The following is a 22,383-nucleotide window of genomic DNA, read 5'->3' on the forward strand; positions in this document are numbered from 1 at the left end:
GGTCCTCTCTTATTCGGGATCGGTTGTACGCACGATCGCACCGAGGCTGCTCGCGGCGACACCGGGTCCTGCGATCAGAACCTTGGCCGGTGGGAACTTGCCCGCGGCGATGACCTGACCGGTGAAGTACCGACCGAACGTGTGGGCGGCCCCCCACGACAGCACGGTAGTCGGCAATGTCGGCCGTCGAGCTGAGCGCTTCCATGGACTGCGCCCGGGAAATGCGTTCTCATACTCGTTGGAGATGTTGACGCGGAATCGCTCGATGACCTCGATGATGCCCCCGTCGCATGTCCTTCGATGAAGGCTCCTGGCGACAGTTCTCTTACAGCGACCACAGCGATGGCCCTACGGGGACCGACGAAACCTCTTGGGACGTACTATGGCAGTTTGCAATAGATGGGTGCTGCTGTCAAAGCTGTGGAGCCGTTCGACCGGTTCGACTGGGCGTGGTACCGACCCCTCCCACGCCGTCGTCGATCTGCCTCATGGGAATGGCGCACAGGGCTGAGAGGATCGTCGACCCGGCGACCCACAGCACTACTGGCATCGCCGACGACGTGTCGGCGACGAGCTTGGTGAGAACCAGGGGCGTCACTGCGCCACCGACGATGACGCCGATGGTGAATCCGAGCGACAGGCCTGTGTACCGGACTGCACCCTGGAACGCTTCGGCGAAGAAGACACCGATGGTGCCCCACGTCATCGAATAACCGGTCAGCAGTACCAGATACGCGATCAACACCACAGCCTGATTGCCGGTGTCGATGGCCTTCATCCATCCGAAGACCGTCGCGGCGATCGCCAGGTTGCCCACGATAAAAATCGGCTTTCGGCCGAAGCGGTCGCTCTGGGCGCCGACGAAGATGCTCGCCGCGATGACCCACGCCGCCGCCACGATGATGATCACCAGCATCTCGTTGCGACTGAAGCCTTTTGTGGCCCCGTAAGACAGACCGAACACAGTCGCCGCGTAGAACGTCACGGAATTGCCGACGGCGGCGCCGGCGATCAACAGAACTTCTTTCATGTGATGACGAAAGACGACCACGATAGGGGCAGGAAGGATGTCGTTGGACTCTTTGAGAGCCTTGAACTCGGGACTTTCCTCCAGCCGCAGCCGGATCATCAGCCCAAGAATCACCAGCAGGCTGCTGACCCAGAACGGGATACGCCATCCCCAACTCAGGAAGGCCTCGTCGCCCATCGCCGATCCGACGATCAGGTACACGACATTGGCAATAATCAGTCCGAACTGGGCGCCGGTCTGCACCCAGGAGCTGTAGAAGCCGCGTTTGCCGGGCGGGCTGTGCTCGACTGTCATCAAGACCGCCCCGCCATACTCACCTCCCAGCGCGATGCCCTGCACGAACCGAAGGACGACGAGCAGGATCGGCGCCGCGATCCCGATGGCACCATAGGAGGGAACCAGCCCGATCGCGACGGTCGCGACCCCCATCATCAACAAGGTTGTCACCAGAGCGGCCTTGCGGCCCACACGATCCCCGAGATGGCCGAAAATGATTCCACCAAGCGGGCGTGCCACGAATGCCACCCCGAATGTCGCGAGCGACAGGAGGGTCCCGGTCAGGGGATTCGAGGTCGGAAAGAAGACCTGACCGAACACCAGCGCAGCTGCGGTGCCGTACACGAAGAAGTCGTAGTACTCGATCGTCGTGCCCATCAGGCTGGCAAGACCAACGCGCCTCACGTCGGCAGGGGAGGGAGACCCGGACATCAAACACCTTCAATCAAAGTGAAAGTCGAGTAGGTTACCGGTGCAGATTGAGCCACTAGAATCACGTGCTGACGGTTCCGGCTGGCTGTGCATTCGCGCCGACGGCGAGTCGCTCGCGCAGCTCGACCTTGCGAATCTTTCCGCTCATGGTCTTCGGCATATCGTCGACGACGATCACCCGCTCGGGGCAGTACCGCTTGGCGAGGCCGGACTCGGTCAAGAAATCCCGGAGCTGGTCGACGTTCAACGACGTACCCGCCTGACAACGCAGGAATGCACATGCCCGTTCACCGAGCCGCTCGTCGGGATAACCGACGACCGCCACCTCGGTCACCGCGGGATGTCGGAAGATCAGGCTTTCGACCGAGCCCACCGGGATGTTCTCGCCGCCACGGATGATGATGTCTTTGGTGCGGCCGGTGATGGTCACCGACCCTTGCGAATCACGCACCGCGGTGTCGCCGGTCGCGAACCACCCCTCGCTGTCGAACGACTCCTGCGTCGCCTCAGGACGGTGGTAATACCCGACGAACATGCCCGTCCCACGCAGCCACAAGGCACCCTCGGTGCCGTCGGGCGCCTCGGCACCCTCGGGATCGCGGATGCTGATCTCGGCACTGTCGAGCCGCACACCATCGGTCTCGCGGTTGATGTTCCCGAGACCCGGGCGGCCGGAGACCGCAATACCGAACTCGGTCATACCCCACGCGGGAATCACCGCGCATCCGAGCGCTCGCTCCGCCTCGGCCATGAGCGGCCGCGGGATCGGCGCACCGGCCACGACGATAAGTGCGAGCGTGTCAGCCTCCTCTCGGGTGAGGCCGGCGGTCCGCAGCAAGTCGATCAGGAAAGTCGGTGAGCCGACCATGCAGGTGATGCGAGCCCCGTGGATGATCTGTGCCCCGACTTCCGGGCTCCATTTCTCCACGAAGACCGCCGTGCCTCCGAGGTACACCGTCAGCAGGGCTCCCCAGAAGAATCCGGTCGAATGTCCGACTGGCGACATGACGAGATTGCGCATCGGTTGCCCGAGTGAGTCGTGCCCGACATGGGCGGCCCAGCCGCGAACCACCACGTCAAGCGTGGTGTGCAGATTCATCACGGCCTTCGGTTCGCTCGTCGTTCCCGACGTGAAGGCGAGCTGCGCGATCCCGAGAGGGTCGACGGGAACCGGCTCGAACGTGTCGGCTGGGCACATCAGGGAATCGAGCGTGACGGTGTCACCGACTGGCTCGCCGACGATCACGACCTCCAGTCCCTCGTCGTCGCGCACTCTCGCGGGTATTGCCGTGGACACGACGTCGCGACCGCCGTGGAAGCGGGACACGATCAGCATCTTTGTGCCGGTTGTCTTGGTCATGAATTCGACTTCGTGGGTCCCATACGTGATCGGAATTCCCGAGTACGTCGCACCCGCCCGCAGGATGCCGTAGACGATCCCGAGAAACTCTGCCGAGTTCGTCATCATCACCGTCACCACGTCACGGGGACGCACGCCCCGCGCCTGTAGCCCCGCCGCGACCCCGCGGCTCATCTCGTCCAGCTCCGCGAACGTCATCTCCCGTACCGCCTGACCATGGTGGTCAACACTTACCGCCGCCACCCGCTGGGGGTACTTGACTACCGCATCGTCGAGAAACGTACTCAACGAGGTGACCGACCATTGGCCGGTGTCCAGCCGGCGCTGGGCTTCAGTATCCGGCACGATGCTGCCCTCGGGTAGCCCTTGGATGGTCGAGCTCATTTCGCCTCCGAAAACTGTTCTGTACAAGGAAGACTGATCACAACTGATTCCACTCGACGCTTACCCTGATGTGCGGACGGGTTGACCGGCACTGGGCCGTAGGGTCCTCGCCGCGCAGCGCGGCGATGTTGCTGTCGAGGGCCGCCTTGGCGTGCTTCGCGAGCGAAATCCGTTGTGGCACTGACAAGCCGCAACACTCGATAACCGTACGAGTGGCAACTCGGATGCCGAGAGCTCGCGCTGCCCTTGGATTGGAATCGACTTCGGCGACCCCGCGGACAGCGGGGTGAGTAGTGCCGCCCCACGACCGCAACAAACCACTCCGGCGAGAAAACATGCGTTCACGCGCAAGACGGACGGACGTTCCAGCGAAGTAGCGGAGCACCTGATGTGCGAGACCGGTCCGCGAGGGGGAGCCACCGGTCCGGCCGCTGATCAAGTTGCTGACGATACCGAACGTGGCAAGCGCGAGAACACTCGCCGACGCAGACGCCACCCAAATGGGGTCGCCCGCCAGGCTGGCAAGTGTCACTGCCAGCGATACGACGATCAGCAACACCAGCACAGCCCACGCGTTGAGGGTGGCGCGCCAGGTACCGGTGCTTGACCTGTAAGCGCATTGACCTAGACACACTTTCTTGACATCAAGGAAAACTGACTGACCTAAGCGAAGGTTGTCACACTATTACCTATAGATGCATTGTTCGTCAATCCGTCCGTGGGGCTTGGTTTCTCCGCGCCGGCCATATGAACGCCCCGCCCGGTCGGCAACCTCGCTCGGAGAATCGCGATGAATCCAACCTATGACTTGTCCGTCGGCGCCTCCGGCACCGGGCTGGCGACCGTGCGAGCGGCCGCGGCACGGGAATTGGAAGCCGCTGGTGGACAGGCACTGGAACGGCATGTGATGTGTCCCGGTGGGGAGGAGGTCGCAGCCACAGTGGCTGCAGATTCGCAGCTCCGCGCGGTCGCAGGTGTCGGTGGTCCGCGGGCGGCTTTCCGGTAGCCACGTCGCCGGGTCGTCAACCCTACCCGCATGCAGCGTGGTCACCGCGGCCGTTGATGCTGGTATAGGGGTCAGTACCGACGGTGTTGCGGGTGCCTCCCCTTAGAATGAGAAAAAGGTTGACACCAAGCAGTCGTATAATTAGTCTGACATTAAGCAAATCTGCTCGCTTTGGAGGAAGTCAATGGACCACTTCGACAAGTTGTACATCGACGGCGAATGGGTCTCGCCGTCCATCTCGGGGACCCGTCCCTTGATCAACCCGGCGACGGAAGAGCCGTGGGCGACTGTCTCCTCGGGCGGCGGAGTCGATGATGTGGACCTCGCAGTAGCGGCAGCTAAGCGAGCGTTCATTCGCTTCTCCAGGACCTCGGTCAATGAGCGCATCGAACTCATCGACCGCATTATTGCGGCCTACGAGCGCCGCGAGACGGAGCTGTCCGAGCTGATCGCCAAAGAAGTAGGCATCCCCATTTCGTTCAAAGGCCAGGTGAAGTCCTCGGCCGGTCACATGCGAGTCGCGCGGGACGTGATCCGAGATTACGAGTTTGAACGGCAACTCGACGACACCATCATTCGACGAGAACCGATCGGCGTGTGCGGCCTCATCTCACCATGGAATTGGCCGATTCAGACCTCCGTCATTAAAGTCATCTACGGAATCGCTGCGGGTTGCACAATGGTGCTCAAGCCATCGGATGCATCGCCCGCCTCGGGCGTTGCACTGGCAGAAGTCATGCATGAAGCGGGAACTCCGCCGGGTGTATTCAACCTGGTAGTCGGTCGTGGCAGTGTGGTGGGCGACCGGCTCTCGCGGCACCCGGACGTGGATATGATCTCGTTCACCGGTTCGACCACCGCGGGACGTCAGGTGGGCGAGGCGGCCGCTCAGACTGTCAAGCGAACCTGCCTGGAGCTGGGTGGCAAGTCCGCGAACATCGTGCTGACCGACGGCGACCTGGAGAAGGCCGCACATTTCAACATTCAGCGCGGCTTCTCGAACTCCGGCCAATCCTGCCATGCGCCGAGCCGGTTGCTGGTGCACGAGAGCCAAGTGGAGGACATCCTTCCCTTCTTGGTCGACGCGATCAACCTGATGCGAGTCGGCGACCCGAGCGATCCGAACACCACGCACGGACCGCTCGTTCACGCGCAGCAGTTCAACAGTGTTCAGCGTCATATCGAGATCGGGCTGCGGGAAGGGGCGCGAGTCGTCACCGGCGGCCTGGGGCGCATCGACGGCTTCGACCAGGGATTTTTCTGCAAGCCCACCGTCCTGGCGGACGTCACTCCCGACATGACCTTGGCCAAGGAGGAGATCTTCGGTCCGGTCTTGGTCGTCATGCCGTACCGCACAGAGGAACAAGCGTTGGAGATTGCCAACGATTCGATCTTCGGACTTGGCGGTTACGTGTTCAGCGAGGACCGCAAGCGCGGGTACGAGTTCGCATCCGGACTTCGCGCGGGTCGTATCTGCTACAACGGTTCCAGTCCCAATCAGACGACACCGATGGGTGGCTACAAGGAATCGGGTATCGGCCGCTCAATGGGCGTCTACGGCTTGGAGGAGTACCTCGAAGTCAAGTCGGTGTACGGGTTCGAAGAAGAGGCACGTGTACTTCCCCGCCTCTAGCCTGTCCTGATAAGTCCTGGTCGAATAGCGCGACCAGGGCTGGCTGCAGAGCCGTGTAGTCAGTGGGGACGGCCGGCGGCGTTGGGCCCAGGCGTCACGGGAGACTGATTCGATCGGTTTCGAGGGAACTTCTTGCAGGGCTGATGGTTCAATAACTGTTTGGCGTTGTGCATGGTGCTCATCTGACCGAAGACCGGTTCGATGGTGGCCTTCCGGCGGGCCTATGCCGCCCGACCTTTCCGGGTAGCCCGTTTGCAGGCCACGCGCTGCTTGCCGTTCGCGGGCTTGGGGATCCGCCCGGGGACGCCGCTGGTGGGTCGCCATGGCACCGACGCCCGGTCACGGGACCGACGCCCGCTCGCGACATAGAATTAGATGCCTTGTTCGGCGGCGAACTCGGCGGCCCGGTCCGAGTTGTCGGCCGAGTAGTAGTCGGAGTCGGCGAGGACCTGGTCCGGGACCTGCCCGGTGTTCGCCGCCGTCTGTTCGGTCATCGGCATCAGATTGCCGACATCGACGGCATTTGTGTTCACGTCGGTGGCCGCGATCCCTGAGGCTTCTCGTCGACCACGACCTCCGCGTTGGACCACTGCGCGAAGGCCCCGTCGCCGGTCAGCCGTCGTCCCGGTCCGCTCCCGTGCCGCCAGCCGAGCCTCTTCAGTGAGGGCGGCCTTCGCCTCCCGGATCGTCGCCAACCGGGTTCCCGACGCCGCGATACCTCGGGCAGCTCGTCGCCACGCCGGTTCTCGCCGACTCGGCGTCTTCGGCCTCGTCGAGACCTCGCGGCGAGGGCCTCCTCCTTCTCCGACATGCGGGCGTAGCTCGTCGCCTTGGGTTTTGGAGGCGTTAGTCCGCAACTTCGTCCCGTCCAACAACCGCCCAGCCTGATCATGCCCGCGGCCGGCAACGCCAACGCCTGTACGAACAGGGCCCGAGGGCGGACGGGCGCCGCTTGCGGACCCGGGTGATCGCCGGATAGTCCGCCACCCTGCTCCGAGCACCGGAACAGCCACGTCATCGGTGCATTTGCGATCGATCGCCCGGGACGAGCGCACTCCGGTGGTGCAGCCGTTGAGCAGGATGAGCACAATCAGCCTCGGATCATGTTGGGGCGCCGCGGCTCTCGGTGTACGCGTCGGGGATCCGGGTCAGGTCCAGGTGCTCGTCGACGAGTTCCGCGATAGGCCAGAGGCTCGGCGGGCACCCAGTCGTCGAGCGGTGGCGGCAGCAACAAACCCTCATCCGGGTCAAACGCACGAAATTTCTTATCCACCAGTGGCTTCGGCACCCGGAATCAGGTTTGCCCGGCTGCGCCAGGGGCTACCTCGAACGAACCACCATCATCGAGATCATCAGGCACGCCTCATCATCGCGCGCCCCCGCCCATCACCCGAACACCTCCGCTCGGGCGTTTAACCGACCGCACTTAGGTGTTCGCTGTAGCGGACGGCCAGGTATTGCACGCCACGGTTCGGGTGCAGGGTGCCCGGCGCCGAAGATCCTGGTCGTCGTGACGGCCTGAATCCCATCTCCTACGCGTCCAGTGCGAGATCGGTGCGCAGTTAGGTCAACACTTGCCGGCCTACGACCCGCGTCGGGGGAACACATCGAGCATGAACGCCGCATAAACGAACCTGGGGAACTTTCGGCAGTACGTTCTGTCGGACACCACAACTGGCGCGGAGGCCCGTTCGGGCCGCTCGCAGCTTGATGGGAATGAGTCCCAGGCGTTGCCAAGCGACAAGCCGTGCTAACAATAACAGACGCGCCATTGCTAGATGTTTGACAGTCAGATAATAGTCTGGTCTACTAATCACCGAGTGAGCGCAATCACAGTCACCCCCGTGTCAATAAGTGCAGCGAAACAGCGATACATGGGGGATCTCGGCTTCGGGTGCCGGAAGACCCGACCGGGCCACGCGAGATGAGTAGGAGAACTCACTGTGACACCGAGGGACGTTGTACTCGTAGTCGCTTTTGGATTCACCGGGTCGCGCCTGGTCGAACGGTTGAGGGCAGCAAGTAATAATTCTGTTCTCGAGGCCACCGACACGGAGCTCAGCTGTACGTCAGCGGGGACGAACATGTTCGTCTACCGGCGTTTGGCATGTCCGCTCGCAACCCGGATGTCCGAATTCCGGCGACGCCCTAGATCCGCGTATCGCTGTGCTTCAGAGCAAATACGCACCACTGCAATAGCTCTCAACCAGTAGGGCGTCGGTACCCCTCGTGCCCTCCATGGCGAATATCGGCAGGTCGAGTTTGTGCCTCGCGCTTACTTCTCCATCCCAAACCTGAAGGCAGAATCATGAGCACTATGCAACCAGATGCGATATCCGGCCAATCGTCCCCACCTCGTAAGACGAGCTTTGCCAGGCTCGGCACGGCCCTCTTCCTGGGTACCGCGCTCGAGTGGTACGACTACTTCGTCTACGGCGTCGCAGCCGCTCTGGTGCTGAACAAGCTCTTCTTCCCTACGTACAACCCCACCGTCGGCACCTTGTTTGCCTTCGGCACCTTCGCATCGGCGTGGCTCATGCGGCCCTTGGGCGCGTTCATTTTCGGCCACCTCGGCGACCGTCTTGGCAGGCGGTCGGTACTGTTCATGACCCTGATCGGCATGGGCGTGGCCACGATCGCGACCGGCCTGCTGCCCACATACGATCAGATAGGTTTCTGGGCCCCGCTGCTGCTTGTCCTGTTCCGGATGATTCAAGGTCTGTCGGCCGGTGGTGAGTTCTCCGGCGTCGCCACCATGTCGATTGAGCATGCGCCGCCACACCTGCGCGGGCGCTACACCAGCGTCGCTCAGATGGGTATTCCGGCGGCCCTGGTGGGCGCCAACCTTGTCAGCCTGGCCGCCTACTTCATGCCCGAGGACGCGCTGGAGAGCTACGGTTGGCGTATTCCGTTCCTGGTCAGTGCATTGATCTTCCCGATCGCGCTGTTCATTCGGCTAAAGCTGGAAGAATCGCCGGTGTTCGAGGAGAAGAAGGCAGAGAACGCTCTCGTCAGCAACCCGGCAAGGGAAGTCATTCGCAACCACTGGCGGACGATGCTGGCGCTCGGATTCGCCAATGGTGGACTCGGTGCGGCTTTCTACGCGTACAGCACCTATGCGGTGAACTACGGGTCGGCCGAGGCCGGCTTGGCGAAGACGACCGTGCTGATGGCAGTCATCGTTGCGGGATTGGTTCACCTGGCCTGTGTGGGGATTGTTGGCTGGAATTCCGACCGTATCGGCCCGAAGCGAGTGTTCCTCTCTGCTCTGACACTGCTGGCGGTCGCTCCGATTCCGGTCTTCTGGATCATTCACACAGGCAACCCGATCGCCATCATCGCGGCAATGATCATCGGCCTGGGAATCGGCCATGGAGTGGCGTATTCGGTTACCGCGCTGCTCTTCACCACCGTCTTCCCTCCGGAGCTTCGCTACACAGGTTCTGCCATCACCTACCAGGTATCCGCGGCGCTTCTGTCGGGGCCGGTGCCGATTGTGATGGCGGCCCTCGTCGGGGCAGGCGGCGGCACGCCCTGGTACGCAGCAATCTTCCTCATGGGAATCTGCACGGCCGGTCTGATCGGAGCAATCCTCCTGGACCCTGCGGCACGGAAGTCGCGTGCTGTCGCGGCGGCGCGCGGCGAGGTCTGATCGAATGGCTGAGTCCGCCTTGATAACCGAATGGCTGGGGTAGGCATGGCACTGGACGCGCGCTTCTACAAGCTCTCCGAGCACGGACGGCCGACAGAGTTCGGCACGATCTTCGAACCGTCTGACGAGTGGCTGGCGAAGCAGTCGGCAGAGGCGGTGTTCGAGCCGGACCTGCCGATCGTCGATTCCCATCACCATCTCTGGGAGCACCCGTACGTCTACGATCGTTCCGGCTTCGAGGCGGACGTCCAGTCCGGTCACCACGTCGAGGCCACGGTTTATGTGGAATGCGGAGCCGGCTACCGCGATTCTGGACCGGTCGAACTGCGGCCGGTCGGGGAGACCGAGTACGTAGCCGCGGCGGCCGGTTCGTCGAGCGTCGGAGTCGACGTGGCGGCCGGCATCGTGGGATTCGCCGACCTCAGACTGGGTGCCGCAGTCGAGCCGGTTCTGGCAGAGCACATGGCGGCTGGTCGCGGGAGATTTCGAGGTGTCCGGTTCAGCACCGGATGGGATGCGAGTCCAGAGATCGCGAACACGCAGTCCGGGAAACGACCCGGGATGCTCCGAGAAGCAAAGATCCTTGACGGGGCTCGTGTCCTGGCCCGAAACTCGCTCACCCTCGATGCCTGGTTGTTTCATACCCAATTGGACGACGTCGCGGCACTGGCGGATGCTGTTCCGGATTTGAAAGTCGTGATAAACCATAGCGGTGGCCCTCTGGGGTACGGCCGCTATGCGTCGGACCATTCAGGCCAGTTCGACCTATGGCGGGACGGCATTCGGCAGGTCGCGAAGCGGCCGAACGTCTGGTGCAAAATCGGGGGGCTCGTGGCCCGCGGAGCCATGTACGACTACCTCACCGCGCCGGAACCTCCCGGCTCCGACGAGCTGGCTCGTCTCTGGTCGCCCTGGCTCGAGGTGTGCGTCGAGGAGTTCGGCGCGAAGCGTTGCATGTTCGAGAGCAACTTCCCGGTCGACAAGATGGGCACGTCGTATCGCGTGCTCTGGAATGCCTACAAGCGGTTCGCGAGTTCGGCATCACGGGAGGAGCGGGAGCTGATGTGCGGAGGATCGGCCCGCCAGTTCTACAGCCTGCTCTGATCCCGGCACGGGCCGCACTAGAGCCCCGCCTCTCCGCCGATGAAGTGAATCGGGCAGCAGTTGAAGTTGTGTGAGAGTAGTAGCTGGGAATGTTTACAGGTAGCATAATATTCTACAGATAGAATACTGTCAGATTATTCAGAGTCTGATTAGCAACGGCTGACGAACCATCGGCAGATCGAACAGGCTAATGATCTGCAGGCGATGACTATTTGCAGCATGGACGCTGTAGGACAGGTGAAGTGTCAGCTGACCTGACATGACGCGTACGAAGCAGGCTGGAGACCCGATGACATCGACCACCGAAAGCAACACGTTCAAGGCGCTGCAGGTGACCCGCCCGCGGGACCAGGTGGAGGGCCAGCTGCGCGAGGCGATCCTGGACGGGCGCTTCACACAGGGTGAGAAGCTTCCGCCCGAGACCGAGCTGGCTCAGCAGTTCGGTGTCAGCCGCCCCACGGTTCGAGAAGCACTCGGAGCGCTGGTGAGCGCGGGGCTGATCCGCAAGATTCCGGGCGTTGCTGGTGGCAGCTTCGTGAATACGGTGACGCCGGACTCTCTCAGCCGGATGCTCAGCGAGTCGATGGATACCATCGTTCGCATCGGCGCGCTGAACATCGACGAGATCACCGAGGTCCGCCGCGTTCTCGAGATCCCCGCTACGGAGTGGGCGGCCCGCAACCGAAGCGAAGCCGACATCGCCACGATGAAGGACGTCATCGAGCAGCAGAAGAACATCGCCATCGATGATCCAGAGATCCCGGACCTCGACCTGCGTTTCCACACTGCGATCGGCTACGCATCAGGCAATCGCCTGTTGGCCGCGTTCATCGCTTCCGTGCACGACGCAACGCACCCGGCCCAGTTCCTTGACGTCACACCAGATGTCGCACAGAAGACGGTGCGACAGCACATCGCGATCGAGGCGGCGATCGAGGCAGGCGACGCCGAGAAGGCCGGAGCTGCCATGCGTGAGCACCTCGACTTCGTGCTCCGCTATTCGCTTACATAATTACCCTTTATTTGTCAGACAATACTGGTATTGTTACCCGAGGAAAATCACATCCTTTACTAACAGGCTCCGCGTATTGCCGGTCCGCCGCCGTACGCGCGTCCTGCGCTTGGAGGCACCCATGGACAGCACCCGACCGACTTCACCGCCAGTTGAACGGCCCCGGCGTGTTCTCGTGACCGGAGCGGCAGGGTTCGTCGGCTCTCACGTGGTAGAGCTCCTGGCTACCGATCCTCGCGCAGAAGTTGTCGCCACCGACGCGGGCGGCGAATCCCGACTGAACGAGCTTGGCGAACTCGATGGGGTGTCGGCACATTTGGCAGACCTGCGAGATCTCTCAGCGATCGCCTCCCTCGTCGCCGACGCCGACGTCGTCGTCCATCTGGCCGCGGTCCGCACCCAGGCGTCGGCCGAGCGGCCGCGCGATGCCCACGACGTCAACGTCGGGGTGACGTATGACCTGCTCGCCGCCGCGCGCGATGCCGACACCAAGCGGGTCGTCCTGGGTTCCTCGCACACCGTCTACGGATCCTTCCAGGACCCGCATCGCGAGCCGTTCGCCGAAGATCACGCCTGGTCCTGTTCCGGAATCAACATGTACGCGGCAACGAAGTTGGCCGGCGAGGCCTACCTCGAAGCGTTCGCATCCGCTGGCGGGCCCGACTACGTAGCTCTCCGGTTGGGGACCATTTACGGCCCGCGCAGCAGTCCGGGCTCGAACGCGACCCTCATGACCGACCTCATCACGGCCATCCGCGCGGGCACCACACCGACGATCCCGTGGGCATCGACGGCACAACACGGCCTGATCCATGTCGACGATGTCGCCGAAGCGATCCGGTGTGCGGTGTTCTCCGACGCGACGCGCATGCCGATCAACGTGTCGGGGCTGCCGCGCACGTCGAAGGAGATCTACGGAACTTTGGCCGACATGCTCGGGGCCGACCCCAACAGCATCGTCTTCGACGAGAACAGGACCAGGTATCAGCTGGTCAGCCAGGCACGCCTGAAACAGGTTCTGGACTTCACGCCGGCGGTGGCACTCGAGGACGGACTGCGCAGCGTCATCGACTGGTTCGACGCACAAAGCTAGAGTTTTGGGCGTTGCCCGGATATCGCCGAGATATCCTCCAAGGCAACGCGATCTAAGATTTGCCTCGCGCCAATAAGGCTTGCCAACCGGACGTCACTAGTGCCAGCGACCGGGCACCTGTTCTGAATTTGCCGACACACCACCCTGTGGCAGCGTGTCGAGCAGGACGCCTTGCCCGTGGACATGGTCGAGCTTCAGGAACGTCCAGACCACTCGCAACGCTGTGTCGTAGTCGGCCATACGGTCAGATCTCGTACGCAAGTCGGTCTTGGCGCCTGCTTGTACGGCGCGCTCGGAGGAGTCCACTGGTGCAGGCCAAATGAAGGAGAAAAGCGCCCGTCATGCGATCCAAAATTGCCAGTCCGCGCACCAGGCCTGTCTCGATGCGTCGCCTGGCCATCGCTAGCTGTGTCGGGACCACGATCGAGCTCGCCGACTTCGGGCTGTTTGCACTTGCCGCCGTATTGGTGTTCCCTCATATCTTCTTTCCGGCGTTGGGGGATGCGGCTGGATTAACGGCCTCACTGGCCACTTTCGGTGTCGCGTTCGTGGCCCGCCCTTTCGGGAGTATCTTGTTCGGCCATTCGGCGACCGCATGGGACGTAAAGGCACGCTAGTCACAACCCTGACCCTTATGGGTGTCTCCACCGTGTTGGTCGGTTTCATACCGCCTGCCTCCCAGATTGGTGTGGTTGCACCCATAATCCTTGTGACGCTGCGGTTTATTCAGGGACTTGCCGTCGGCGGGGAGTGGGCGGGTGCCGTCCTCACGACCGCCGAGTATGCGCCTGCGGGCCGACGCGGATTTTGGTCCATGTTCGCATCACTCGGCGGGGGGTTCGGTGCGATCCTCAGCAGCGCGCTGGTGGTCGGCGGAAGCCTCGGCATGAGCGACGAAGATTACCTGAGCTGGGGATGGCGAGTCCCCTTCATCGCCAGCATCATCCTGGTCGGGGTCGGGTTCTGGGCCCGGCTGAATATCGACGAGACGCCAGTCTTCAAGGCCGAAGTCGAGCGCCGCGGAGCACCGAAAGCCCCCTTCGTGCAGGCGTTCAAGGCTCAGCCACGCGAGATCATCTTGGCCTCCGGCACCATGCTGATGATCTACTCGTCCTATTACTTCGGCGTCACGTTCCTGACAAACTACGGTGGGACGCACCTAGGCATCGCTCGAACGCCGACGCTTCTCATGGCGTTGGCCGCGACTGTGTTTTACACCATCGGCATCTTCCTGGGTGGTCTCACCGCCGACCGATACGGGCGCCGCCTGACCATGGCCGCCGCCGCGACGGCAGCCGTGATCTTTCCGCTGATAATGTTCCCCGTGCTCAACTCGGGCGGATTTGCCGGCCTCGCCGTCGCCATGTGCATCACGATGTTCATCACCGGCACGGCGACAGGTCCGCTGGGCGCGTTCCTCTCTGAACTGTTCCGCACCCAATACCGCTACAGCGCCGCCGGTTTCAGCTACAACTTCTCCGGCATCGCTGGCGGCGCCATCCCGCCGCTGTTCGCCGCCTCCATCACCCAAGCTTTCGGCGCCTACATGTACGGGGTACTGGTGTCCCTGCTCAGCCTTCTGAGCCTAGCGTGCGTGCTATTGCTCAAAGACAACGCTGGACGCGACCTCACGTCGGAGGTCGGCGACGCCCGATCACGGCGATCCGACGTTCGCACCGAATCGTCTGAGCGAACCCGGACCACGACTTAGGTAGGCACATATCGAGATCCGAGACTGAGATCTTCAAGATACGAAAGGAAACACGATGCAAGGACTGGTATTCACCGGTCACAAGGAAGTCGAGCTACGAGAGTTCACCAAACCGACACCCGGCCCCGGCGAAGTCGTCATTGCGGTGAAGGCCTCCGGCCTCTGCGGAAGTGACCTACATCAGTATCGCGCGAGTGATCCATCCGGATGCATAGTCGGTCATGAGCCGTGCGGAACAATCGACTCCACCGGTCCGGGCGTCGACCCGCGTGTCGCTGCTGTCGGAGACCGCGTCACAATCCATCACTATGCGGGATGCACCGTATGTGACCAGTGCCGGGCCGGTTGGTTCCAACTCTGCCGACGCACCACCATCCGCTATGGCGCGGATGCCAACGGCTCACACGCACAATATATGCTCGCTCCGGCAGTGACGGTCGTCAAGATTGACGACTCCCTGTCCTACGAAGCGGGTGCCGCCATTGGATGCGGGACGGGGACCGCGTGGGGAGCAATACAGCGGCTGGGAAACATAGGCGGCAACTCACTGATCGTGTTCGGACAGGGGCCTGTCGGGTTGTCGGCGACGATGCTTGCCACAGCGATGGGAGCACGCGTAATCGCCATCGACGTCGAGGCGACACGATTGGAACGAGCGATCGCGTTCGGAGCGTCCGCCACCGTTGATGCGTCCACAACGGACCCGCATGACGCGATCATGGAACTGACAAATGGGCGTGGAGCCTCCCATGTGCTTGAAACGTCGGGCGCCGCTCGAGCAGGAGCGAGTGCGCTCGCCTCGCTCGAGCCATGGGGAAGAGTGTGTTTCCTCGGTCTGGGCGGCGCGCCGGTCGAGCTCAATGTCCGCTCGTTGATGCGAACCCAGGCAACAATCATGACGTCCTGGACGCTGTCGATCGTTGAGCTGGCCAGGTGCCTGGAGTTCATTACCGAGCGAGATCTGCCAGTTTCAGACCTCTTCAGTCACCGCTGGCGCCTCGACCAGGCAGAGGAAGCTTACGCCGAATTCGACAAACAGAATGCTGGCAAAGGTGTTTTCCTTTTCGGTTGAGGCCCGAAGCGAGCGCCGGGAACGTCTGGTGATCTCTCGCCTGTGCGCCTGACGTTCCCACGGTACCGTTGCGGAAGCCGCGGTTCGGTTGACGTTTGCCGCACCGCGGACCCCAATTGAGTACCAGGTGTGCGCGGATTCTGGCTGAGCACGCTCCGGCACCCCGTCGACCCCGCCGTAGCCGCGCTCGGCGTAGGGGAGTAGTCGGCCCGTGCAGTCAACTGTCGAGTAGATGCTGCACCAGCTTGCCGTATCGGCGCACCACTTCGTCGCTGCGCTGTGAGCAGGCGTCGGCACCAAAGATTCTCAGCATGGTAGCGAAACCGACGAGGGCGCTCACTGCGAGTTCGGCGCGCAGTCGTGCGTCGACGTCCCCGCCGAGCCGCTCGGTGAGCGGGTCGACGTAACCGCCGGTGAAATGTTGTATCACCGACTGGTGGTCCGGCGCGGTGAGTCGGAGCATGATTGCCCGTGTCATGGGTTCGACCGTGTCGGCATAAAATCGGTCGAATATATCGCGCACAAGCGCCTGGCCGAGGTCGGAACTGGGACAGGCAGGAAGTGGTAGCGGTTCCACCGTAGCCACTTCGAGAAACAATTCCTGTTTATTACCAACGCATTTCATCACCATGGCGGGGGACAACTCCGCGAGTGCTGCGATGTCGCGAATGGTGACCTGGCTGTAACCGCGTTCGGAAAAAAGCGCGGCGGCCGCCGCGAGAGCGGCGTCTCTCGCCCGGCTCATTGCACCACAGCCTCGTCGACACGCGCGGTCGTTGCGGCCAGCTCAGTTGGTTCGTTCAGTTCGAGATCGAGGACAAGCGATCCTCCCCAGACGGTGACCGCACGCGCCACGGTCGAAATGTGGGTGAATGCAGTAAGTATGTACCTCCCGTTCGGGGGAAGAGGCATCTCGTAGGAACCGACCGGCCCCGTTTTCGCGGTAGCGACGGCCTCGCCGCTCTGCCGGGTCAGCACGACGACAGCGCCTGCGAGTGGGCCGCGCGGATCGGTCACCGTGCCGGTGATGGTCAATCGCTCGTTCAGGATGATTGTGCCCATGTTGGCTTCTGCGACGAGGTCTGCGAGTCGGGAGTCGGGAGTCCAGCCCTCTGCGGCGGTGACTACGAGGTAGCGCCCGGATCCGGGAATGGCGACCGAGAAGTCGCCCGCTGAGTCCACCTGGCTCCAGTCGACCTGATCTCCGGATTGGGTGAGAACAGTGACGACGGCGCGACGGATGGGTCGTTCGGATTTGCTGAGCACGCGGCCGCGTGCCACTGCGGCGCGAATGCGACCCGGTTGTTCGGGTGACTCTTCTTGAGCTTCACGCAAACCGAGTATGGACAGCGCGATCAGCCCTGCCGTAAGCGAGGCCGCGGCGGCAAGCCAGAACACCAGCAGGAGGGCTCCGAAGCTCGGGAAGACGTCATCTGCGACACGTTGAACGCTCATCGTGGTGACCGCCGCCATCACGGCGCTGGCGGTCGACGTACCGATGTACCGGAGCAGGGTGTTCAGGCCGTTCGCCGATGCGGATTCCGTCACCGGCACAGCGCGCATGATCAGCGTGGGCAACGCGGCGTAGGTCATGGATGTCCCTGCTCCTACCAGCACCGCACCTGTCACGATCTGCCAGACGCTATCGCTCAGGTAGACCCGGGCGACGTAGGAACCGGCCATGATCATTGCCCCGGCAAGCAGAGTCATCTGGGGACCGTATCTGCGGATGAGTACCGCCGATACCGGAGCCGTCACTCCGAAGATCAACCCGATCGGGGCCATCCAGAGTCCGGTGCTCAGAACGTCGAAGCCGAGGCCGTAGCCGGAGCTCACCGGCAGCTGTAGGAGCTGTGGGGTTACCAGCATGTTCGCGAACATTGCAAAACCCAGCAACAACGAGGCGAGGTTGACAAGGAAAACAGGCGGTCGCGCCGCGACACGGACATTGACCAGCGGGTTGCGTACTCGGAGCTCCATGGGTACCCAAACGATGAGCAACAGCACCCCGGCGGCCGCCAGAGCGATAGTGAGACGCGAGGTCCATCCCCAGTGCGCTCCCTTGGACACCGCAAGCATTACGGCCGTCAGAGCAACCGTCCCAACTATCGCCCCGCGGTAGTCGAAGGATCCGCCGGTCTGTACCGGAGACTCGTCGATCACTCGCCAGACTGCCGCGAGAACGACCATTCCAACGACGCCGGTGACCCAGAAGATGGCATGCCAGTCCAGATGCGCCGCGATCAACCCGGACAGGGGCAGGCCGGCACCCGAACCGATGGCCAGGCTCGCGCTCATCAACGCCACGCCGAGCGGCACACGCTCTCGCGGCAGCTCATCACGCATGATTGCGATACCCACCGGTACCAGCGACAGTCCGACGCCTTGCATGGCCCTGGCCGTAATCACGAGCGCGAGATCGGTGCTCAGCGCACCGAGTGCCGAGCCGAGCACCATTGCCGCCAGCGCGACCATCATCATCCGTTTCTTCCCGAACATGTCGGCGAGGCGGGTGACGGTCGGTATCGAGATGGCACCGAACAAAAGGGTCGCGGTGACAAGCCACGAAACGTTGTCGGCGGTGGTGCCGAGCAACTCCGGAAGGTCGGGAAGCAGCGGAAGGACGAGGGTCTGCTGAAGGGAGACCACGGTGCCGGTCAGGGCAAGCGTCGCAACCACTATCCAGCTACGTGACGACGACTCGGACGCGGAGATGTCGAAGGGCGGACTCACGGAACTCCTCGTAGCAATGGTGAACATGTGTTTACTCATCGAGTAAACCACTGTTCACCAGCTGACGTCGAAACGAGGACGGGTGTGTCCGGACGGAGGGGCGTGGCTGTTGGGTAGCGTGCGGCAGACATCCGGCGAAGCCGTGCCCTCCCAGTCGATTCGTCTGTTGTGGTTGATTTGAGAGGCATTTGGCCGCCTGTGCTAGCCCGACGCGTCGCGCTGGGCTTGCCTGACGTGTGACCGAGGGGAGGGGTCGCCTGGTCGTTCACGGGAGGGCTTCCACGGTGACGTCGCGTCCTTCGAGGTATTGGAGGTCGTCGAGGCTGGCTGCGTAGCTGCCGAGTACGACGGAGTCGGCGGCGTGGGTGCTGGGTTCGGCGGTGTACCAGAATCCGACGTTGCCCCAGGGAATGTAGTACAGGAAGTCGCCCTGGTTCAGGATTGAGCCTTCGGTTTCCTCGTGGTCGAGTTCGCGGGGCAGGTAGCTGATCTTCTCGTTGCCAGCGAAGTCCTCGAACTCGAGAGTCAGCGGGAGCATCGACAGGAAGTCCTGGGCAGCCCGATTGTCTGCCATGGTGACGTGGATCGACGTGTCACCGGCGGTGAAGCGGACGGTCGTGCCTACAGCGTCATGGGAGGCCGTCGTGTCGAGTACGCGGGGTGTCAATGGCGAAGTCGGTGCAGTCGATGGTGAAGGAGCCCCTGTGTCATCGTCGGTCGTGTTGGTGCTGCAGGCGGCAAGCAGCAGTGGCAAGGTCGCGGCGAATGTGAATACGAATGCTAAGGCGAGGGGCTTTGATCGCACGGAAGAGTTCCTTTCACACGGGTCGATGGTGGACGCGATTTGTCCTGCTCAGGCTTGTGGAGCGGGGCGCGGGGTGACTTCGACGGTGGCGGCCTGGGGGCCGGAAGCGACCATGGGTGGCAGGTAACTGCTGGCTGCGTACTTGGTTCGGTACGCGGCGTCGATCCGATCCTTCAGTCCTGGGTCGGCAGAGTGGAATGCGACGTCGTAGGTTGCGCCAGCGGTGGTGATCTGCCCGGCCCGCTGGGCGATGGCGGCCTGGTACCAGCGGGAGCGGGTGCCGTTCCAGGCTCGGACGAACAGGCGCCCGTCGACCACGACGGACCAGATCCAGGTCGGGGTGCCGGGCGTGATGCCATCTGCGCGGAAGGGTGCGATGTGCAGGTCGTCGGCGTCGACGATCCGCTCAATGTGTGGGGTCGGCCAACGTTTCATGTGTCGTCCTTTCGTCGGAGGGTTCGTGGACGGGGAATTCGAGGATGATGCGATCGCGCACCCCGCCGGCGTCCAGAAGCCGGTGCGCTTCCGGTGCTTCGGCGGCGGGCAACACCGTCCCGACCCGCATGGTCAGGACGCCCTCATTGACCAGGTCGCGCAGGTGAGTGATTGCGGGATGGTCGGTCGCGCGTTGCCGCACGTTCAGACCGTGCACCCGGATCCCGCGTCCTGGATCCCCGTGGTAGGGGCGGAAGGTGGCCAGTTGCCCGCCGTCGCGGATCGCACCGACAATGTCATCGCCGAGTAGGGCGGCATCGGCGACCGCATCCACCCCGCCCGGGACACGCGCGACGACCTCGCGCGCGGCGTCCGGTCCGCGGTGAACGATCTGGTCGGCGCCGAACGAGCGGACCAGGTCGTCGTCCCCAGAGCCTGCGATGGTGATGACCCGGAGGCCTGCGTGGTGGGCGAGCTGGGCGAGGTATCCGCCGACCGAGCCGGCCGCGCCGGTGACCAGTAGTGTCGCCCCTGTAGGAAGGTGGAGGGCCTCGAGCGCGTTGAGCGCAGTCATCGAGTTGTTGATGAAGCTCGCCGCCTCCGGTGCGGACGCCCCCTCTGGGATGCGGGTGACCGACGCGGCGGGCAGGACGACGTAGTCGCTGTAACCGCCGTGTGCGCCGAGATTGTCCACGAATCCGACGACCTTCTGCCCGGCCTCGACCGCCAGAGCCGGGTCGATGTCGTCGCCGACCTCGTCGACGACGCCGGCGACCTCCATGCCTGGCACGAACGGCGGGTGCAGCCCAGCATTCATCTCGGCCAACAGTCCGGTGCGGAGCATCGTGTCGACCGGCGCGATAGCGGCGGCGTGGACCCGGACACGCACCTGCCCGGGGCCGGGATGCGGGTCCGGGAGATCGACCGGATGGAGGACGTCGGGTCCGCCGTAGGTCTCGAGTGCGATGGCTTTCATTGTGATTCGCTTTCCTCAGAGCAGAGAGCGTCGCTTCCCGCCCGTGCCGAGGACGGGAAGCGACAATTCGGCCGTGGAAGAGACTCAGGGTTGGAGGAGGACCTTGATGGCGCGGCGCTCGTCCATGGCCTTGTACCCTTCGGCGACCTCGCTCAGCGGGAGGGTGAGATCGAAGACCTTGCCCGGGTCGATCTCGCGTCGCCAGATCCGGTCGATCAGGTCTGGCAGGAACCGGCGCACCGGGGCGGGACCGCCGTGCAGGTGGATCTCGGCGTAGAACAGTTCTTCGCCGGGCAGGTTCACACCGTGTGAGACGCCGACGAAACCGAGATGCCCACCGGGGCGGGTCGACCGGATGGCCTGCATCATCGCTTCCTGTGTCCCGACCGCTTCGATCACGGAGTGCGCGCCGAGTCCGCCGGTGAGTGCCTTGATTTTCGCGACACCGTCGTCGCCGCGTTCGGTGACGATGTCGGTGGCTCCGAACTCCAGGGCCAGCCGTTGGCGGGGCTCGTGGCGGGACATGGCGATGATCCGGTCGGCGCCGAGTTGCTTGGCGGCGAGAACGGCGAGCAAGCCCACCGCTCCGTCACCGACAACGGCCACAGTCTTACCGGGGCCGGCCTCGGCGGCGACGGCGCCGTACCAGCCGGTGCCGAGCACGTCGGAGGCGGCCAGCAACGACGGGACCAGGTCCGGATCGGGGATGCCGGGGGTGGCGACGAGGGTTCCGTCGGCGAGGGGGACCCGCAGCAGGTGTGCCTGCGCACCACCGGCGCCGGCGAACTCGACGTGCTCGCAGCGGGATTGGTAACCGGCCTGACAGATCTCGCAGGTGTTGTCGGAGGCGAAGAACGATCCGACGACGAAGTCACCGACCTTGACGTTGTTGACGTCGTTGCCGATCTGTTCGACGACGCCGACGTATTCGTGGCCCATCGGGGTGGGTTGGTCGACGGGGTTGATGCCGCGGTAGTCCCACAGGTCCGACCCGCACACGCAGGATGCGGCCAGGTGGATGATCGCGTCGGTCGGGGCGAGGATCTGCGGGTCCTCGCGCTGTTCATAGCGGACGTCGCCGGGGGCGTGGATGACGGCTCCGTACATGCGGTTCAGTTCTCCTCGGTGGTGAAGGCGTTCTTGGCGACGGTCATCGCGGACATGGCCTTGGGCCAGCCGGTGTAGAACGCAAGGTGGGTGATGGTCTCGATGAGTTCCTGTTCGGTCACGCCGTTGTCGCGGGCGAACGGGAGGTGGAAGTTCAGCTGGTCGATGTTGCCCATCGCGAGCAGGGCCGACACGGTGGCCAGGCTGCGGTCGCGCTTGGACAGATCGGGCCGTTCCCACACCTCGTCGAACAGGATCTTGTCGGTGTAGTGGACGAGTCCGGGGGCGAAGTCACCGAACGCGTTCTGTCCACCGGTCCAGCCAGTACCTGTGTTCTCAGCCATGCTTGTTTCCTCTCGTCCGGCATCTGGGGATGCCTCGTCGGTTGTTCAGTTCGTTTCCTGCTGCGACTCCTCGCATGCACCGCCTTCGAATTCATGCCGTTGTGCTGCGTCGCGATCGGTGAGCAATGCACCGAGGCCGCGCTCGGCGGGGACGCGACAGACGCCATCGACCACAAAAGATGCTCCACGCCATGAAAGGTCGGGCGAAGTGTTCTTTC

General features: G+C 63.3%; 18 protein-coding genes and 1 pseudogene. 7 read left to right on the forward strand and 12 right to left on the reverse strand.

All coding sequences use genetic code 11. The annotated features are described in order from the left end of the window. Nucleotides 1-15: 15 nt before the first annotated feature. The 3 genes and pseudogenes from QM693_RS08425 to QM693_RS08435 form a co-directional block, all read right to left on the reverse strand. Nucleotides 16-226: pseudogene (locus QM693_RS08425) on the reverse strand (Re/Si-specific NAD(P)(+) transhydrogenase subunit alpha); the annotation flags it as partial. 186 nt (nucleotides 227-412) lie between these two features. After that, complete coding sequence (locus tag QM693_RS08430) at nucleotides 413-1,711, reverse strand: MFS transporter (RefSeq protein ID WP_283351978.1); 1,299 nt, start codon at nucleotides 1,709-1,711, stop codon at nucleotides 413-415. Nucleotides 1,712-1,799: 88 nt separating this feature from the next. Continuing rightward, nucleotides 1,800-3,482: an AMP-binding protein gene (locus tag QM693_RS08435; RefSeq protein ID WP_283351979.1), complete on the reverse strand. Its 1,683-nt coding sequence runs from the start codon at nucleotides 3,480-3,482 to the stop codon at nucleotides 1,800-1,802. Nucleotides 3,483-4,672: 1,190 nt separating this feature from the next. On the opposite strand from QM693_RS08435, the gene QM693_RS08440 reads away from it, so the two are divergent. Beyond that, on the forward strand, nucleotides 4,673-6,121 hold the full coding sequence (locus QM693_RS08440) for an aldehyde dehydrogenase family protein (RefSeq protein WP_283351980.1): 1,449 nt from the start codon (nucleotides 4,673-4,675) through the stop codon (nucleotides 6,119-6,121). Between the two features lie 371 nt (nucleotides 6,122-6,492). On the opposite strand, the gene QM693_RS08445 is transcribed toward QM693_RS08440, so the two are convergent. Beyond that, nucleotides 6,493-6,615: a hypothetical protein gene (locus tag QM693_RS08445; protein WP_283351981.1), complete on the reverse strand. Its 123-nt coding sequence runs from the start codon at nucleotides 6,613-6,615 to the stop codon at nucleotides 6,493-6,495. 1,814 nt (nucleotides 6,616-8,429) lie between these two features. Here QM693_RS08445 and QM693_RS08450 point away from each other — a divergent pair. From QM693_RS08450 to QM693_RS08465, 4 genes are all read left to right on the forward strand, one after another. Continuing rightward, nucleotides 8,430-9,773 (forward strand): MFS transporter, encoded by a 1,344-nt coding sequence (locus QM693_RS08450; protein WP_197436105.1) that lies wholly within the window; start codon nucleotides 8,430-8,432, stop codon nucleotides 9,771-9,773. Nucleotides 9,774-9,818: 45 nt separating this feature from the next. Then, entirely contained in the window at nucleotides 9,819-10,877 is a 1,059-nt protein-coding gene (locus tag QM693_RS08455) for an amidohydrolase family protein (RefSeq protein WP_283351982.1), read from the forward strand. A 352-nt stretch (nucleotides 10,878-11,229) separates the two neighbouring features. Beyond that, on the forward strand, nucleotides 11,230-11,889 hold the full coding sequence (locus QM693_RS08460; RefSeq protein WP_283351983.1) for a FadR/GntR family transcriptional regulator: 660 nt from the start codon (nucleotides 11,230-11,232) through the stop codon (nucleotides 11,887-11,889). A gap of 121 nt (nucleotides 11,890-12,010) precedes the next feature. After that, nucleotides 12,011-12,982, forward strand: coding sequence for an NAD-dependent epimerase/dehydratase family protein (locus QM693_RS08465; protein ID WP_283352175.1), 972 nt, complete (start codon nucleotides 12,011-12,013; stop codon nucleotides 12,980-12,982). A 96-nt stretch (nucleotides 12,983-13,078) separates the two neighbouring features. On the opposite strand, the gene QM693_RS08470 is transcribed toward QM693_RS08465, so the two are convergent. Then, a complete protein-coding gene (locus tag QM693_RS08470) occupies nucleotides 13,079-13,222 on the reverse strand; it encodes a hypothetical protein (RefSeq protein ID WP_283335371.1) in 144 nt (47 codons plus the stop codon). 355 nt (nucleotides 13,223-13,577) lie between these two features. Between QM693_RS08470 and QM693_RS08475 the strand changes: the two genes are divergently transcribed. Beyond that, nucleotides 13,578-14,693 carry an MFS transporter gene (locus QM693_RS08475; RefSeq protein ID WP_283351984.1) on the forward strand — a complete coding sequence of 372 codons (1,116 nt, stop codon included), beginning with the start codon at nucleotides 13,578-13,580 and terminating at the stop codon, nucleotides 14,691-14,693. A 55-nt stretch (nucleotides 14,694-14,748) separates the two neighbouring features. Then, nucleotides 14,749-15,765 carry a zinc-binding dehydrogenase gene (locus tag QM693_RS08480; protein ID WP_283351985.1) on the forward strand — a complete coding sequence of 339 codons (1,017 nt, stop codon included), beginning with the start codon at nucleotides 14,749-14,751 and terminating at the stop codon, nucleotides 15,763-15,765. 217 nt (nucleotides 15,766-15,982) lie between these two features. On the opposite strand, the gene QM693_RS08485 is transcribed toward QM693_RS08480, so the two are convergent. The 7 genes from QM693_RS08485 to QM693_RS08515 all read right to left on the reverse strand — a co-directional run bounded on the left by QM693_RS08485 (nucleotide 15,983) and on the right by QM693_RS08515 (nucleotide 22,165). Continuing rightward, a complete protein-coding gene (locus tag QM693_RS08485) occupies nucleotides 15,983-16,510 on the reverse strand; it encodes a TetR/AcrR family transcriptional regulator (protein ID WP_283351986.1) in 528 nt (175 codons plus the stop codon). Next, entirely contained in the window at nucleotides 16,507-18,537 is a 2,031-nt protein-coding gene (locus QM693_RS08490) for an MFS transporter (protein WP_349307492.1), read from the reverse strand. Before QM693_RS08490 ends, QM693_RS08485 begins: the two co-directional genes overlap by 4 nt. A 226-nt stretch (nucleotides 18,538-18,763) precedes the next feature. Beyond that, complete coding sequence (locus tag QM693_RS08495; protein WP_283351988.1) at nucleotides 18,764-19,303, reverse strand: cyclophilin-like fold protein; 540 nt, start codon at nucleotides 19,301-19,303, stop codon at nucleotides 18,764-18,766. Nucleotides 19,304-19,351: 48 nt separating this feature from the next. Further along, on the reverse strand, nucleotides 19,352-19,738 hold the full coding sequence (locus QM693_RS08500; RefSeq protein ID WP_182624918.1) for a DUF2255 family protein: 387 nt from the start codon (nucleotides 19,736-19,738) through the stop codon (nucleotides 19,352-19,354). After that, nucleotides 19,710-20,714 (reverse strand): quinone oxidoreductase family protein, encoded by a 1,005-nt coding sequence (locus QM693_RS08505; RefSeq protein WP_283351989.1) that lies wholly within the window; start codon nucleotides 20,712-20,714, stop codon nucleotides 19,710-19,712. Before QM693_RS08505 ends, QM693_RS08500 begins: the two co-directional genes overlap by 29 nt. A gap of 84 nt (nucleotides 20,715-20,798) precedes the next feature. Continuing rightward, nucleotides 20,799-21,821, reverse strand: a complete 1,023-nt coding sequence (locus tag QM693_RS08510; RefSeq protein WP_283351990.1) for a zinc-dependent alcohol dehydrogenase family protein — start codon at nucleotides 21,819-21,821, stop codon at nucleotides 20,799-20,801. Nucleotides 21,822-21,826: 5 nt separating this feature from the next. Next, nucleotides 21,827-22,165 carry a carboxymuconolactone decarboxylase family protein gene (locus tag QM693_RS08515; RefSeq protein ID WP_061697793.1) on the reverse strand — a complete coding sequence of 113 codons (339 nt, stop codon included), beginning with the start codon at nucleotides 22,163-22,165 and terminating at the stop codon, nucleotides 21,827-21,829. Nucleotides 22,166-22,383 lie beyond the last annotated feature (218 nt).

It is taken from the genome of Rhodococcus sp. IEGM 1305 (genome assembly GCF_030058635.1).
Classification (GTDB): Bacteria; Actinomycetota; Actinomycetes; order Mycobacteriales; family Mycobacteriaceae; genus Rhodococcus_F; species Rhodococcus_F opacus_D.

Excerpts from the sequence above, each read along its gene's own strand:
- QM693_RS08515 (WP_061697793.1), bottom strand. The coding sequence starts at position 22,165 with ATGGCTGAGAACACAGGTACTGGCTGGACCGGTGGACAGAACGCGTTC.
- QM693_RS08475 (WP_283351984.1), top strand. The coding sequence starts at position 13,578 with ATGGGACGTAAAGGCACGCTAGTCACAACCCTGACCCTTATGGGTGTC.
- QM693_RS08450 (WP_197436105.1), top strand. The coding sequence starts at position 8,430 with ATGAGCACTATGCAACCAGATGCGATATCCGGCCAATCGTCCCCACCT.
- QM693_RS08510 (WP_283351990.1), bottom strand. The coding sequence starts at position 21,821 with ATGTACGGAGCCGTCATCCACGCCCCCGGCGACGTCCGCTATGAACAG.
- QM693_RS08440 (WP_283351980.1), top strand. The coding sequence starts at position 4,673 with ATGGACCACTTCGACAAGTTGTACATCGACGGCGAATGGGTCTCGCCG.
- QM693_RS08445 (WP_283351981.1), bottom strand. The coding sequence starts at position 6,615 with ATGACCGAACAGACGGCGGCGAACACCGGGCAGGTCCCGGACCAGGTC.
- QM693_RS08490 (WP_349307492.1), bottom strand. The coding sequence starts at position 18,537 with ATGAGTAAACACATGTTCACCATTGCTACGAGGAGTTCCGTGAGTCCG.
- QM693_RS08480 (WP_283351985.1), top strand. The coding sequence starts at position 14,749 with ATGCAAGGACTGGTATTCACCGGTCACAAGGAAGTCGAGCTACGAGAG.
- QM693_RS08435 (WP_283351979.1), bottom strand. The coding sequence starts at position 3,482 with ATGAGCTCGACCATCCAAGGGCTACCCGAGGGCAGCATCGTGCCGGAT.
- QM693_RS08485 (WP_283351986.1), bottom strand. The coding sequence starts at position 16,510 with ATGAGCCGGGCGAGAGACGCCGCTCTCGCGGCGGCCGCCGCGCTTTTT.
- QM693_RS08500 (WP_182624918.1), bottom strand. The coding sequence starts at position 19,738 with ATGAAACGTTGGCCGACCCCACACATTGAGCGGATCGTCGACGCCGAC.
- QM693_RS08455 (WP_283351982.1), top strand. The coding sequence starts at position 9,819 with ATGGCACTGGACGCGCGCTTCTACAAGCTCTCCGAGCACGGACGGCCG.
- QM693_RS08465 (WP_283352175.1), top strand. The coding sequence starts at position 12,011 with ATGGACAGCACCCGACCGACTTCACCGCCAGTTGAACGGCCCCGGCGT.
- QM693_RS08470 (WP_283335371.1), bottom strand. The coding sequence starts at position 13,222 with ATGGCCGACTACGACACAGCGTTGCGAGTGGTCTGGACGTTCCTGAAG.
- QM693_RS08505 (WP_283351989.1), bottom strand. The coding sequence starts at position 20,714 with ATGAAAGCCATCGCACTCGAGACCTACGGCGGACCCGACGTCCTCCAT.